Below are 14,507 nucleotides of genomic sequence, written 5' to 3'. Positions count from 1 at the left end.
GTGGCAGAGATTATCCGCTCTATCAGGGGGATGAACGATATTCTCCCTGAAGCAACCCCATACTGGCAAGTGATAGAAACTATCTTAAAAGATGTTCTTGCTGGTTATGGATATCAAGAAATTCGTTTCCCAATCGTTGAAAAAACAGAGCTTTTTAAACGTTCTATCGGTGAAGTCACTGATATCGTCGAAAAAGAAATGTATACCTTTGAGGATCGCAATGGCGACAGTTTGACGCTACGTCCGGAAGGTACGGCTGGCTGTGTTCGTGCAGCCATGCAAAACGGTTTACTCAACCAAACACAGCGTCTCTGGTATATGGGGCCCATGTTCCGTCATGAACGTCCGCAAAAAGGCCGTTATCGCCAGTTCCATCAAATAGGTGTTGAAGCCTATGGGTTTAATGGCCCTGATATCGATGCTGAGATGATTATGCTGACGGCGAGGCTATGGAAAGCATTAGGCTTGAAAGGTGTAACGTTACAGATAAACTCATTAGGCAGCACAGAAGCTCGCTTAGCCTACCGTGAAGTATTAATTGCCTACTTTGAACAACATCAGTCAGAACTGGATGAGGATAGTCAGCGCCGTTTACATTCGAATCCTCTGCGGATTCTGGATAGTAAAAATCCAGAGATGCAAGCGCTCAATGACGCTGCACCCAAATTAATCGATTATCTGGATGAAGAATCTAAGCAACATTTTGAACAGTTATGTCAGATACTCGACAGTGTCAATATCGCCTATGAAATTAATCCAAGACTGGTCAGAGGTTTGGATTATTACGGTAAAACTGTATTCGAATGGGTTACTGATCAGCTTGGCTCACAAGGTACAGTCTGTGCGGGCGGTCGTTATGATGGCTTAGTAGCTCAGCTGGGAGGCAAAGAGGCTACTGCAATTGGCTTTGCTATTGGTTTAGAGCGCCTTGTGGCTCTGCTTGAAGCAACTGAGGCTCTACCTGAAATAAAGCAAACTGATGCGTATTTAGTCGCCGTAGGTGAACAAGCCATGGCACAGGCCGCGTTATTAACCGAACGCTTACGCGATGAGCTTCCTGGTATAAGGTTGATAAGCCATTGCGGTGGTGGTAGTTTTAAAAGCCAATTCAAACGCGCTGATCGAAGTGGAGCTCGTTGGACACTTATTCTGGGGGATGAAGAAGTGTCTAACCAAACAATCGGTATTAAAACCATGGCGACAGGGGAGCAGCAGACCATAAAATGGGCTGAACTGCCTTCATTCCTCAGTCAATAATTATAACTAATACAAGAAATCTAAGAACTATGACACCTTTGAATATACCTGAATGGCAGTCTTTGGTCAGACACTATTCTGACCTGAAATTCGTATCCATGCGTGAGCAGTTTGCGCTTGACTCAAACCGGTTTGAACGATTTTCTATCAAAAGTGGTGATTTGTTACTGGACTACTCCAAAAACCGTATTACTCAAGAAACAGTAGATAAGTTAATCCAGTTAGCTGAAGCCGTTGAAATTCAGGACTGGATTGAGCGTATGTTCAAAGGTGAAGCCATTAACCATACGGAAGGTCGGGCTGTCTTACACACCGCACTTCGAAATCGAAGTAATACACCGGTGATGGTCGACGGCAAAGATGTCATGCCAATGGTCAACGCTGTGCTTGATAAAATGCGTAATTTTTGTGAGCAGGTACATAGTGGCACGTGGTTAGGGTTCTCAGGTAAAAAGATTACAGACATTGTTAATATCGGCATCGGCGGCTCCGATTTAGGGCCTGCCATGATTTGTGATGCACTTGAGCCTTATGGTATTGATGGCATGGGTGTGCATTTTGTGTCTAATGTTGATGGCACAGATTTAAGCACAACCTTAGAAAAATTAAACCCTGAAACGACCTTATTTGTTGTTGCCTCAAAAACCTTCACCACTCAGGAAACGATTACAAATGCTCACTCAGCACGTAATTGGTTTTTGAAACAAGGTAAACAAGAAGATGTAGCAAAACATTTTGTTGCTGTCTCAACCAATGCTGATGAAGTCGCTAAATTTGGTATTGATACTGCCAATATGTTTGAAATCTGGGACTGGGTCGGTGGCCGCTATTCCTTGTGGAGTGCCATTGGTCTGCCGATAGCTCTATATACTGGTATGGATAATTTTGAGCGTTTGCTTGATGGTGGTCATCAGATGGATAACCATTTCCGTCAGCAACCATTGAAAGAAAATATCCCAGTGATCATGGGTATGTTGGGTATTTGGTATGTGAATTTCTTTAATTCACATACCCAGGCGATTGTACCTTATGATCACTCACTCGCTCGTTTCCCTAGCCATATGCAACAGCTGGATATGGAAAGTAACGGTAAATTTATTAACCGTTCTGGCGCACGTATCAACTATAAAACCGGTCCTGTTATTTGGGGTACACCGGGTACTAATGGCCAACATGCCTATTTTCAGTTGATTCATCAAGGTACACAGTTAATCCCAGTAGATTTTGTCTTGCCGGTGAATAGTCATTATCCAGAATGTGATCATCAGTCTATTCTATTAGCAAATGGCCTGGCGCAAGCCGAAGCGCTAATGAAAGGTAAAACAGCTGAAGAAGTGCGTGCTGAGCTGGTTAAAGAAGGTTATGAAGGCAAAGAGCTTGAAGCGCTGTTACCTCATAAAGTTTTCCCTGGAAACCGACCAAGTAACGTCTTGTTATTTCCTAAACTTACCCCAGAAATGTTGGGACAATTAGTGGCATTGTATGAACATAAAGTGTTTGTACAAGGTGTGGTCTGGAATATTAATTCTTTTGACCAATGGGGTGTTGAACTTGGTAAACAGTTAGCTAAAGCGATTGTTCCTGAACTGAAAGATGATGCAGAGATTTCAGCTCACGACAGCTCAACAACACATCTGATTAAACTCATTCGCGAGTTAAGACAGTAAGTAAATCTCAATAGCTTATTCCTCCTGATAGAGCAGGAGGAATAAGCCTATCTTTTCGTTCAATGTTTCTTTTGCAAAATCAGCCCGGATAATGGCGGTAGATTGAGTTGTATTGAATATGGTCTGTCTGACCACGCTGTTTGTTCAGCACTGATAACAGGCAGATTATGGTAATTGCTACCCGCGTAATACTCAGAGTCTGAATTGATAATGATTTCGTAATCCCCCAGTTCAGGTACGCCGAGACGGTAGTTATCTCGTGGAACGGGTGTAAAGTTGAATACAGCAATAATAAATTCTTCATTATTTTTGCGTAAATAACTCAGAATGGAATGTTCCCTGTCATTACAATCAATCCATTCAAAGCCTTGTGATTCAAATTCGTGTTTATACAATGCTGGCAGACTTTTATAAGTATTGTTGAGATCCGCCACCAGTTTTTTCAGTCCCTGATGTACTGGATAATCAAGTACATACCAATCCAAATCTTTTTCACAGTTCCATTCGCTGCCCTGACCAAATTCACATCCCATAAACAGCAGTTTTTTGCCTGGATAGCTGAACATGAAGGTATAGAGCATGCGTAAGTTAGCAAAGCGTTGCCATTCATCACCCGGCATTTTGTAGATCATCGGACGTTTGCCATGCACAACTTCATCATGAGAGAAAGGTAAAACAAAGTTTTCTGTGAATGCGTAGAGCAGGCCAAAGGTCAGATCATCGTGATGATAGCGACGATGAATGGGATCTTGTTGCATATATTCTAAAATATCGTGCATCCAGCCCATATTCCATTTCATAGAAAAACCGAGACCACCGATATCTGTTGGCCGAGAAATCATTGGGTAGGAGGTAGACTCTTCAGCCGTGATAATACAACCAGGGTGCTCACTGTGTAATACGCTGTTAACGTGTTTGAAAAACTCGATAACTTCGAGGTTTTCACGGCCACCATATTGGTTTGGAAGCCACTCTCCTTCTTTTCTTGAATAATCCAGATACAACATAGAGGCTACTGCATCGACACGAAGCCCATCGATATGGAATTCTTCCAACCAGTAAAAAGCACTCGATAATAAGAAGTTAAATACTTCTTTTCTGCCATAGTTAAAGATAAGTGTGCCCCAATCCTGGTGTTCGCCGCGTCGGGGATCTGCATGTTCATACAATGCTGTCCCATCAAATTTAGCAAGTCCATGCGAGTCTTTAGGAAAGTGGCCCGGAACCCAGTCTAAGATCACGCCAATATCGTGTTGGTGACATTGATCGACAAAATAGCGGAAGTCATCGGGGCTGCCGAAGCGACTGGTTGGCGCAAAGTAGCCGGTAGTTTGATAACCCCATGAGATATCCAAAGGATGTTCGGTAATCGGTAACAATTCAATATGAGTAAACCCCATCTCGTTGACATACGGCACAAGCTCGTCGGCTAACTCACGATAGTTGTAAAAACCTCCATCCTGATGGCGTTTCCATGAACCGAGATGGACTTCGTAGATGGAATGGGGGGTGTGGAGCCAGTTACTTCGTTCTCGGGTTGTAAGCCATTCCTCATCACTCCATTGGTGTTTGCTTGGGTGGGTAATGATGGAGGCGGTGCCGGGTCTTAATTCACATTGTTGTCCATAAGGATCCATTTTCAGGTGCAGTGAGCCACCTTGGCGACTCCTAATTTCAAACTTATAGAGTTCACCCGGCATGAGTTCAGGAATAAAAATTTCCCATACACCGGTTGCTCCTCTTACTCTCATAGGATGGCGTCGACCATCCCATTGGTTGAAATTACCGACAACACTTACACGTTCCGCACTTGGGGCCCATGTGGCGAATAAGGTGCCTTTAATCCCTTCAACTTCGTAGTAGTGCGCACCCAGAATTTTATAGGCATGCCAATGCTTACCTTCAGAAAAAAGGTGAAGGTCATAGTCTGATATTTGCGGCATGATACTGTAGGGATCATGGTAAGCCACTTGCTCACCGTTATGGCAGTGACGATGTATTTTATAAGGCCAAGTAATTTTTTCCTGAGGACCTTTCCAAACAAAAAAATCACTACCTTCAACGCGTTGCATTGGGAGTTTGCCGTCAATAGTGGCGGTTTCTGTATCTGGTAAAAAAGCGCGGATTTCAGCTTGACCGGCATTCTGATGAAGGCCCAGCACGCTAAATGGGTCATGATGACGAGCTTCTATAATTTTAATGATGTCTTCATTCAAATTGTTGTCAAAAATCATCGTCATACTGTCCTGTAAATTTTAATTGCTGTTCAATGCTTGCTTATGGCAGGCTAACAATATTACAGCACAAATAATAGGTTTTTTGCCGGAGAATTCATCTATGAGTGAAAACAATAGTACCCGTTTTGTCAGTCGTCTTACCCGTGATACCTTGGCTTTAATTTTAGCCGGCGGTCGTGGTTCTCGGCTTAAACAACTGACGGATTGGCGTGCTAAACCCGCCGTACCATTTGGTGGTAAATTCAGAATTATTGATTTTCCTCTGTCTAATTGTGTTAACTCAGGTATTCGGCGTGTGGGAATTCTCACTCAGTACAAGGCTCACTCTTTAATCAGGCATGTTCAGCAGGGGTGGGGCTTTATGCGAGGCGCACTGGGTGAATTTGTCGAATTACTACCAGCATCACAGCGTAATGAGAGAGGCTGGTATGCCGGCACGGCTGATGCGGTCTATCAAAATATCGATATCCTGAGAAACCATGGTCCGGAATATGTTCTGATACTGGCCGGTGATCATATTTATAAAATGGATTATGGTGATATGCTAGCTGAGCATGTTGCTCAAAACGCGGATATGACAATTGGCTGCATTGAAGTACCGATTGAAGAAGCCAAGTCACTGGGAGTGATGTCGGTAGATGCAAACAGACGCATCGTGGCGTTTAATGAAAAACCTGATGAACCAACCCCTATTTTGGGCCGCGAAGATGTGGCGCTGGCTTCGATGGGCATTTATGTTTTTAATGCCGCATTTTTATATGAACAGTTAATCAAGGATGCCGATACACGCACTTCGACTCATGATTTTGGGCACGATATTATTCCCAATCTGATTAAAAACTATAAAGTCGTTGCTTTTCCATATAAAGATGTGCAGGGCAATGACCCTGGCTATTGGCGTGATGTAGGGACTATTGATGCTTTTTGGTCTGCCAACCTGGAACTGATTGGTGTGACACCTGAGTTGAACCTGTATGACGATGATTGGCCTATCTGGACACATCAGGCGCAACAGCCACCGGCTAAATTTGTGTTTGATGACGATGACCGAAGAGGGATGGCTGTCGATTCAATGGTATCTGGAGGTTGTATCATTTCTGGCTCGACTGTGCGCCACTCTGTTTTATTTTCGAATGTTGAGGTACACAGTTACTCATTGGTTGAAGACAGCGTCGTTTTACCAGATGTGACAATTGGTCGTCACTCAGTACTTAAACGTGTGGTTATTGATAAAGGCTGCGTTATTCCAGAAGGTACGGTGATTGGTGAAGATCCGGAACAAGATGCAAAACGTTATTACGTCTCTCCAAACGGCGTGGTTTTAGTCACACCTGAAATGTTAGGACAAAATTATCGTTATGTCAGATAAAATAAAAGTGGTACTTTGCTGGCATATGCACCAGCCTCAATACAGTGAGCCTATGGGCGGACTGTATCAGTTGCCATGGACATATCTTCATGCCATTAAGGATTACGTCGATATGGCGTGGCACTTGGAGAATGTGGCTGGTGCTAAAGCTGTCGTCAATTTTGCGCCGACATTATTGGAGCAACTTGCTGACTATAATGAGCAGTTGCAAGGGCGATTTAAAGGTACTGGTAGGTTAAAAGATCCACTACTGATTGCCCTCGATTCTCCTGTGCAGCCAGTTCACGCCGAAGAGCGTAAAACATTAATTAATGCCTGTTTACGCGCAAATGATGAAAAATTAATCCAGCCATTTCCGCATTTCGCCAAACTTGTCAAAATGGCGCGTTGGCTTCTCAACGACCCTGAGCGTCTCAATTATGTGAATGATCAGTTTATGATCGATATGCTGGTCTGGTATCACTTAGTCTGGATGGCTGAGTCAGTCAGACGCAGCGATGTCCGCATTCAGGCTTTAATGAAAAAAGGCAGACATTACACATTTCATGACAGGCGTCAGTTGATGATTGTTATTGGTGAGCTGTTAAAAGATTTGATACCGCGTTATCGCCGCCTTGCTGAAACAGGACGTGTTGAGTTATCAGTGACGCCATATGCACATCCCATCATCCCGTTATTACTTGATATCAATTCAGCTCATGAGGCGATGCCTGATGCTGAACTACCGCTTGAAACCCATTACCCGGGAGGAGAGCAGCGTGCCCACTGGCATATGGAAGAGGGGATAAAAGTCTTTAAATCCTTTTTTGGTTTTACACCTAAAGGCTGTTGGCCTTCAGAAGGTGCTGTTTCAGAAGCGGCATTAAAACTGATTGCTAAACATGGCTTCACATGGGCTGCCACAGGTGAAAATGTGCTCAGAAATAGTTTAAAACTTTCTGACATGACTGACGCAAGCATTCATAAACCATATAAATTACCTGGCACGTCACCGGTCTGCTTTTACAGAGACGACGGTCTCTCGGATATGATTGGTTTTACCTATACAAAATGGGGGGCTGATGATGCTGTCAATGATTTCGTCCATCATATCCTCAATATTAAAGCCAATACCGAGGGGGATGATGACCGGGTCATTTCTGTGATTTTGGATGGAGAAAATGCCTGGGAATATTACTCATACAATGGCTATTATTTTCTACAGAGTTTGTATCGAACCTTGTCTGAGCATCCTGATATCGAACTTACCACATTCACTGAATGTCTTGAGAATGGGGTTCAAGCTGCCGAGTTGCCTAAAATGGTCGGTGGGAGCTGGGTTTATGGTTCTTACTCCACCTGGATAGGCGATAAAGACAAGAACCGAGCCTGGGACTTATTGAGTGATGCGAAAAAAACCTTTGATAAGGTGATGGCAAGCAAAGAGTTTGAGCCAGAAATGCAACTGGCACTTGAAAGGCAACTAGCCATTTGTGAAGGCTCAGACTGGTTCTGGTGGTTTGGCGACTATAACTCAGCTGATAGTGTGAGTGATTTTGAGCGTTTGTATCGTCTGCATTTGTCTAACCTGTATCAAATGTTAGGTGAGGTTGTCCCGCAAAAATTATCTGAAGTAGTTTCTCATGGTGGCGCTGGTGTGGAACAGTCGGGAACAATGAGGCGTGGAAGTTAACTAGTGAATCAAGCAAAAGTATTCAATAAGCGGCGAAGCGGCATCCTTTTACATATAACGAGCTTACCTTCGGGTAATCTCGGAGCAGATGCCTTTAAATTCATTGATTTTCTCTGTGCTTCTGGCGGCACTGTCTGGCAGATGTTACCACTTGGCCCAACGCACGAAGATGGCTCACCATATCAGTGTTTGTCTGCTCATGCGGGTAATAACCGGTTTATTTGCCGTGAGACATTAAAATCGCAAAGCTGGGCGGAACCGACAAAACTAAATGACGCCAAAATGTCGCGCTTAATGGCTACGGCATATCGTCAGTTTCTGAAAAATGCTTCTGAGGAAGATAAGCAGCAGTTTATTTCGTTTTGTAGTGAACAGCAGTATTGGCTTGATGATTATGTGCTGTTTCGTGAAATTCGTCATCTCAATCAGGCTCGCGCCTGGTTTGACTGGCCACAGGAACTCCGTGAACGGCATCCTGACGCGTTAAATAAAGTTAGACAGGAACGCGATGAAGCATTGATGATTCGTCGCTTCGAGCAATATGTGTTTTTCACTCAGTGGCAGCAACTACGAGAATATGCGAATAAGAAAGGTGTCAAGTTATTTGGCGATATGCCTATCTTTGTAGCCCATGATAGTGCTGATGTTTGGGCAGAGCCATTATTATTTACCTTGGATGAGCAAGGGGCTTCTACCCGGGTTGCAGGGGTTCCCCCTGATTATTTTTCTGAAACAGGCCAGCGCTGGGGTAATCCATTGTATGAATGGCAACATCACATTCAACAGGATTTTGATTGGTGGAAACGTCGGTTAAAAACACAGCTCGCACTTTTTGACTTAATCAGAATTGATCATTTCCGAGGGTTTGAGGCTTGTTGGGAAATTCCTGCAACATGTGAAACGGCAGTAGATGGTGAATGGAAGCCTGCACCCGGTGAGCAGTTATTTGATGAATTATTAGACTATTTTGGTGAGCTACCTTTAGTCGCGGAAGATTTAGGCATTATTACCGAAGAAGTAACTAAGCTTCGGGAAAAATATGGAATGCCAGGCATGAAAATTCTTCAATTTGCCTTTGGTGGTGATGCTTCAAATCCCTATCTGCCACACCAGCAATGTGAAGACAGTGTGACTTATACTGGCACACATGATAACAATACCACTCTGGGCTGGTATCAGCAGCTTGATGAGCACACTAAAGCTCATATTCAGGCCTACTTCGGGGAAACAACAGAGTCTATGCCATGGCTACTGATTCGCTCTGCCTTACGTTCGGTATCAGAGTTAGCGATCTTACCATTGCAAGATATCCTGTCCCTAGATGGTAAACATAGAATGAATGTACCAGGAACAATGATGGGTAACTGGCTTTGGCAGTTTAATTGGGATATGTTTAGTCCCGAAATTTCACAAAGGTTAAAATCGCTGAACAGTTTGTATGGTCGATGTTAATCAACGCTTTTTCTCATCACAGCATATATGGTTGACTCCACTCGATGGCGGAAATGAACTAAGACTGGGGATCAGTGAGTTTTTGCAGGATCAACTTGGCGATATTACTCATGTACATTTACCGGTAATTGGGCAAAATTACTATATAGGCGATAGCTTATTTGTTATTGAATCAATGAAGTCAGCGACAGAGTTTTATTCTCTGCTGACTGGCGTAGTAACTGCAGTCAATCTGCCATTAACAGATACACCACAATTAATTAACCAAGATCCATTTGATACTGGCTGGTTATGCCAGATGAATGTGAGTGATATAACTCATTTGCCTGAAACACTAATGTCTCTGGCAGCTTATGAAGCGATGTTAGATGGGTAGATTGCGCCAAGAAGACTTAACTTTTCTGCACCAGTGACGGCAGGCAAGTTACCTGAAGCATGAGACAGCGTTCGCATGGCTAACCAAGCAAAGGCACATGCTTCAACCCAGTCGGGTGCAAGTCCTAGACTGGATGTCGTATCGACTCTGACACCTGATAGGTTCTTGCGTAAGGCATCCATCAAAACTTGATTATGTGAGCCACCGCCACAGACAAAGACGGCATCCGTATTATCAGCATAATTAATGATGGCATCACTTATTGAACGAGCTGTCATTTCCAATAAGGTCTTTTGAATATCTTTCGCTGGAATAGGTTTATCAATATTTGCCAGAATATTACTCAGCCATTTTAAATTGAAGTATTCTCGACCTGTACTTTTGGGTATAGGCTGTTGAAAAAAACCATCTGCCATGAGCGTTTCCAACAGTTGTTCATCAATGATACCGTCTCGAGCCCAGTCGCCATTAGCATCATATAATGCCAAGTGGTGTTGCTGATACCATTCATCCAGCAGTACGTTTCCGGGGCCTGTATCAAAGCCAGAAACGGCTTTATTTTTATCTTTTGGCAAAATGGTGATATTACCAATACCCCCGATGTTTGCAATGACTCTGTTTTCATCATCAGAGTGAAAAAGTGCTTGGTGAAATGCTGGAACTAATGGTGCTCCCTGACCACCAAGAACCATGTCCCGTTGACGGAAGTCTGCGACAGTCGTTATCCCTGTTTTCTCAGCAATAACATTTGCATTGCCTATTTGCATACTAAATGGATATTGAGCTTCTGGTGCATGGAAAATAGTCTGTCCATGACAGCCTATCGCTGTAATACTGTTTGCAGCTATTTGTGTTTCATTCAGAAGCTGATTGATTGCCTGGCTATATTCATGGCCTAAGGCAATATCAATTTGCCCCAATTGTTGTAAGTGAGTTCTGGCTGAACTAATTAGTTGATGCAGATCTCTTCTTAACTGATTACTGAATGGGTAAGTCTCAGCAGCAATCAAACGTATCTGCTGATCATTGAAGTCAGTGATAGATACATCAATACCATCAAGACTGGTGCCAGACATCACACCAATATATAGACTCATATATTTTAGTTTTTGTTAAGTGCCAATGTTGGGACTTTTAATGAATCCAGTTGCACAAGCAGTGGTTGAGACTTTTGTTTGAAATCTGCCATGTATTTTGCGTTCAGCGGTTCAGCTTTTGGCAGCGCCACGGTTAATGGATTATGATGCACACCATTGATACGGAATTCATAATGTAAATGTGGACCTGTAGCCAGACCACTCATACCGACATAACCAATGACTTGTCCTTGTTTAACACGTTGGCCTCGTTTTAAACCTGATTTGAATTTTGACATGTGGCCGTAGAGTGTTGTGTATTTACCGCCGTGAGATAAGATAATTACACGACCATAACCACCTTTATTTCCAATAAAATCGACCTTGCCATCACCTGTTGCCAAGATAGGGGTGCCTGTCGGTGCAGCATAATCAACACCACGATGTGGTCTGTTCGTTTTTAATACAGGATGTTTTCTATTAGGATTAAAGACAGAACTGATACGGCTAAAGTGCACGGGTGTTCTGGTGAAGGTTTTTCTCATACTTTCACCCTGAGGAGTAAAGTAATGTGTATTGCCTTCGCTGTCTGTGTAACGAACAGCTCGGAATGTTTTGCCTCGGTTTGTAAATTCAGCGGCTAAGATATCACCGTCATCAAATTTTTTCCCATCAAGATAATCTTCTTCGAAAATCACTTTGAAACTATCTCCCTGACGCAAGTCAAGAGCAAAGTCGATATCCCAACCAAAAATATGGGCTAATTCCATCACGAGTTTATCTGATAGACCCGCCTGTAAACCTGAACCGAATAATGACGATTCAATTTCACCAAATACTTGTTTTTGGCGTTTATCGGTTTCTTTTGTAAGTATTTCAGCCTTATAGCCATCTTCAGTGGCCACTAATTCTAATTTTTTGATAGGACTAAAAATCAGATCAAGTTGCTTAAGTTGGGTTTGTCCTTCTTCATCTTTAGTTAGGCCGAAGTGTAATTCCTGACCTGGTTTAAGATTGAGTAAAGGTTTAATAGATTTTCCAGTTTGTGCAACGTTATAGACATCGCGTGCTGATAAACCCACTTTAGGAAAAATGAGTGATAGATTGTCACCAGACTTAACGGTCACTTGCTTCCATTCTGCTATGGAAGGATCAACCGCTTCTTCAGTCGAGGCTGCCATATTAACTCTCTCATCTGTAGTAGCTGATACAGACTGTTCTTCCTGTTGAGATTCTTCTAAATTAATGCGTTCAAGCTGTGCAGTTTCTGCAACACCAAGATCGCTAGAGTCAGGAATATCAACTAATTCAGTTTGTGGATTATTGACAGTTGGTTGTTCAGGTGTTGCCAGACTTAATTGAACAGACTGTTTTGATGAATCATCAGAGTTTGCCGTATGTTCAGCACCAATCTGGCCTGGAAGGTTAATTGTTTGCGATTTAGTATCAGTGCTGACTGGGGTGCTGGTCGCCAGAACCATGCTGGTGACAAATACACCGATCACGCTTGCAATTGATAAGGCTATGTAATGATGACGTTTGCCATAGAACTTTTTTTCACTTGAGAACAGTTTTGACTTTGCTGGGGAGTTCAAAAGTCTATTACGTTTCATATGCAAACTCTTGGTAAAATTATAAATTCTCCCAATTCTCTCAATAAATGATCAGAATTGGAACCCCTTATTTTATGTCTGTTGTGATAATATTGCCGACCACTTAAAACACAAGAACTTGGAGTGCTGTAAATGATCCCTGTAGATGAGGCGATGCTTGAGATTCGTCGTGGTGCGGAAGAAATTTTAGTTGAAAGCGAGCTTATTGAAAAACTCTCCACAGGAAAACCCTTAAGGATAAAGGCAGGTTTTGATCCCACTGCACCTGATTTGCATCTTGGACATACGGTTCTTCTCAATAAAATGCGTCAATTTCAACAGATGGGACACACCGTCATCTTTTTGATTGGTGACTTTACCGGGCTTATTGGCGACCCAACGGGGAAAAGTGCTACTCGTCCGCCACTCACTGCCGAAGAAATTGAAGAGAACGCTAAAACTTATAAAGAACAAGTCTTTAAAATTCTAGACCCGACCAAAACAGAAATACGTTTTAATTCCGAGTGGTTTAAAGAAAAAGGTGCTGACTTCATGATTAAGTTAGCAGGAAAGTTAAGTGTGGCTCGGATGTTAGAACGAGATGATTTCAAAAAACGCTTTAAAGCGAATCAATCAATTTCAATTCACGAATTTCTTTATCCTTTAGTACAGGGTTATGACTCTGTTGCGTTAAAAGCTGATGTTGAACTTGGCGGGACAGATCAGAAATTTAACCTATTAATGGGGCGCGAATTACAAAAGGCCGAAGGACAAGACTCACAAGTCGTTATCATGACACCATTATTAGAAGGCTTGGATGGCATTAAGAAAATGTCTAAGTCTCTAGGAAACTATGTGGGTATTACCGAAGCACCAGGTACTATGTTTCAAAAGATAGTCTCTATCCCTGACTCACTGATGTGGCGCTGGTATGAGCTACTGTCATTTAAATCTATAAAAGAAATTGAAAAACTGAAGGCTAGCGTAGACAACGGAGCTAACCCCCGTGATGTCAAGATTGAGCTGGCAAGAGAAATAGTCGCTCGCTTTCATGGTGAAGAAGCCGCAGCCACTGCTCATAAGGGGGCTGGCAATGTTATCACTGACGGTGAAGTGCCAGAGGGGACACCTGAAATCGAAATTTCATTGGAAGGACAAACTGAGCTAGCCATCGGTGCTGTTATAAATAAAGCCAACCTGGTTGCCAATTCAGCCCAAGCGAAAGATATGCTTAATAATGGGCGTGTGAAAGTGGAGTGGGATATAGTTGAGCCTAGTTTACAGCTCTGCGCAGGCAAATATCTAATACAAGCCGGTAAGAAAAAAATTGCTTGGGTCATTCTAAAGTAAGTTTGGAATGAGCCGAACTCCAGTATCGAGTTCACACAGAAAGTCAGTTTTGATTTGTTCAATACAATCAAATACGGCTATAACAAGATTTTCTGACCGGAACAAGCAGCATTCAAGCAGCTAGAAAATGAATGTTTTCACAGCTATTTGAATTTAAGAAAATAAAAAAACATATAGATTCAAACAGCTAGGTAATAAAAAGTCTAAAAGGGAAAATCTTCCTGTTGACCCAGCGTCAATACGCTGTAGAATGCGCCCCTCTTGCTGATGAGGGAGCCTGAAAAGGCTAGTTGAATTGGCATTTGGCTTAAGGTTTACAGTTTCAAAAAATGTAAAAAATTAAGTTGACAGTCAGGCAGAGAGCTGTATAATTCTCGCTTCTTTGTTGCAGGAAACACCAGCAACAAACGCTCTTTAACAAAATAGTATCAAGTAATTTGTGTGGGTACTTACGTTGGG

General features: G+C 42.7%; 10 protein-coding genes. 7 read left to right on the top strand and 3 right to left on the bottom strand.

What is annotated here, in order from left to right:
* Together hisS and pgi are read left to right on the top strand one after the other, a co-directional pair.
* Positions 1-1,257 carry a histidine--tRNA ligase gene (gene hisS, locus MAMP_RS11700; protein WP_007146266.1) on the top strand — a complete coding sequence of 419 codons (1,257 nt, stop codon included), beginning with the start codon at positions 1-3 and terminating at the stop codon, positions 1,255-1,257.
* Between the two features lie 29 nt (positions 1,258-1,286).
* A complete protein-coding gene (pgi, locus tag MAMP_RS11695) occupies positions 1,287-2,924 on the top strand; it encodes a glucose-6-phosphate isomerase (protein WP_007146265.1) in 1,638 nt (545 codons plus the stop codon).
* A gap of 59 nt (positions 2,925-2,983) precedes the next feature.
* Here the strand turns inward: pgi and glgB are convergent, their stop codons facing one another.
* Positions 2,984-5,158, bottom strand: a complete 2,175-nt coding sequence (gene glgB, locus MAMP_RS11690; protein ID WP_007146264.1) for a 1,4-alpha-glucan branching protein GlgB — start codon at positions 5,156-5,158, stop codon at positions 2,984-2,986.
* A gap of 103 nt (positions 5,159-5,261) precedes the next feature.
* Between glgB and glgC the strand changes: the two genes are divergently transcribed.
* The 4 genes from glgC to MAMP_RS11670 are packed head-to-tail and all read left to right on the top strand — an operon-like array spanning position 5,262 to position 10,030.
* On the top strand, positions 5,262-6,530 hold the full coding sequence (glgC, locus tag MAMP_RS11685) for a glucose-1-phosphate adenylyltransferase (RefSeq protein WP_007146263.1): 1,269 nt from the start codon (positions 5,262-5,264) through the stop codon (positions 6,528-6,530).
* Positions 6,520-8,202, top strand: a complete 1,683-nt coding sequence (locus tag MAMP_RS11680) for a glycoside hydrolase family 57 protein (RefSeq protein WP_040576580.1) — start codon at positions 6,520-6,522, stop codon at positions 8,200-8,202. Before glgC ends, MAMP_RS11680 begins: the two co-directional genes overlap by 11 nt.
* A gap of 3 nt (positions 8,203-8,205) precedes the next feature.
* On the top strand, positions 8,206-9,654 hold the full coding sequence (gene malQ / locus MAMP_RS11675; protein ID WP_007146261.1) for a 4-alpha-glucanotransferase: 1,449 nt from the start codon (positions 8,206-8,208) through the stop codon (positions 9,652-9,654).
* On the top strand, positions 9,641-10,030 hold the full coding sequence (locus MAMP_RS11670) for a glycine cleavage system protein H (protein ID WP_007146260.1): 390 nt from the start codon (positions 9,641-9,643) through the stop codon (positions 10,028-10,030). The genes malQ and MAMP_RS11670 overlap by 14 nt, the downstream gene beginning before the upstream one ends.
* Here the strand turns inward: MAMP_RS11670 and MAMP_RS11665 are convergent.
* Together MAMP_RS11665 and MAMP_RS11660 are read right to left on the bottom strand one after the other, a co-directional pair.
* Positions 10,006-11,127 carry an anhydro-N-acetylmuramic acid kinase gene (locus tag MAMP_RS11665; RefSeq protein ID WP_007146259.1) on the bottom strand — a complete coding sequence of 374 codons (1,122 nt, stop codon included), beginning with the start codon at positions 11,125-11,127 and terminating at the stop codon, positions 10,006-10,008. The genes MAMP_RS11670 and MAMP_RS11665 overlap by 25 nt on opposite strands.
* Positions 11,128-11,132: 5 nt before the next feature.
* Complete coding sequence (locus MAMP_RS11660; protein ID WP_007146258.1) at positions 11,133-12,719, bottom strand: OapA family protein; 1,587 nt, start codon at positions 12,717-12,719, stop codon at positions 11,133-11,135.
* Positions 12,720-12,851: 132 nt separating this feature from the next.
* Between MAMP_RS11660 and tyrS the strand changes: the two genes are divergently transcribed.
* Complete coding sequence (tyrS, locus tag MAMP_RS11655; RefSeq protein ID WP_007146257.1) at positions 12,852-14,048, top strand: tyrosine--tRNA ligase; 1,197 nt, start codon at positions 12,852-12,854, stop codon at positions 14,046-14,048.
* Positions 14,049-14,507 lie beyond the last annotated feature (459 nt).

The sequence above is a fragment of the Methylophaga thalassica MP genome (genome assembly GCF_000214595.1).
GTDB lineage: Bacteria > Pseudomonadota > Gammaproteobacteria > Nitrosococcales > Methylophagaceae > Methylophaga > Methylophaga thalassica.
The sequence above is the reverse complement of the archived record's forward strand: the minus strand, read 5'-3'. Positions and strand labels throughout refer to the sequence as shown.

What these genes read in the sequence shown, in the direction of transcription:
- pgi (WP_007146265.1), top strand. Translation starts at nt 1,287, where the DNA reads ATGACACCTTTGAATATACCTGAATGGCAGTCTTTGGTCAGACACTAT.
- glgB (WP_007146264.1), bottom strand. Translation starts at nt 5,158, where the DNA reads ATGATTTTTGACAACAATTTGAATGAAGACATCATTAAAATTATAGAA.
- glgC (WP_007146263.1), top strand. Translation starts at nt 5,262, where the DNA reads ATGAGTGAAAACAATAGTACCCGTTTTGTCAGTCGTCTTACCCGTGAT.
- MAMP_RS11680 (WP_040576580.1), top strand. Translation starts at nt 6,520, where the DNA reads ATGTCAGATAAAATAAAAGTGGTACTTTGCTGGCATATGCACCAGCCT.
- MAMP_RS11670 (WP_007146260.1), top strand. Translation starts at nt 9,641, where the DNA reads ATGGTCGATGTTAATCAACGCTTTTTCTCATCACAGCATATATGGTTG.
- MAMP_RS11665 (WP_007146259.1), bottom strand. Translation starts at nt 11,127, where the DNA reads ATGAGTCTATATATTGGTGTGATGTCTGGCACCAGTCTTGATGGTATT.
- MAMP_RS11660 (WP_007146258.1), bottom strand. Translation starts at nt 12,719, where the DNA reads ATGAAACGTAATAGACTTTTGAACTCCCCAGCAAAGTCAAAACTGTTC.
- tyrS (WP_007146257.1), top strand. Translation starts at nt 12,852, where the DNA reads ATGATCCCTGTAGATGAGGCGATGCTTGAGATTCGTCGTGGTGCGGAA.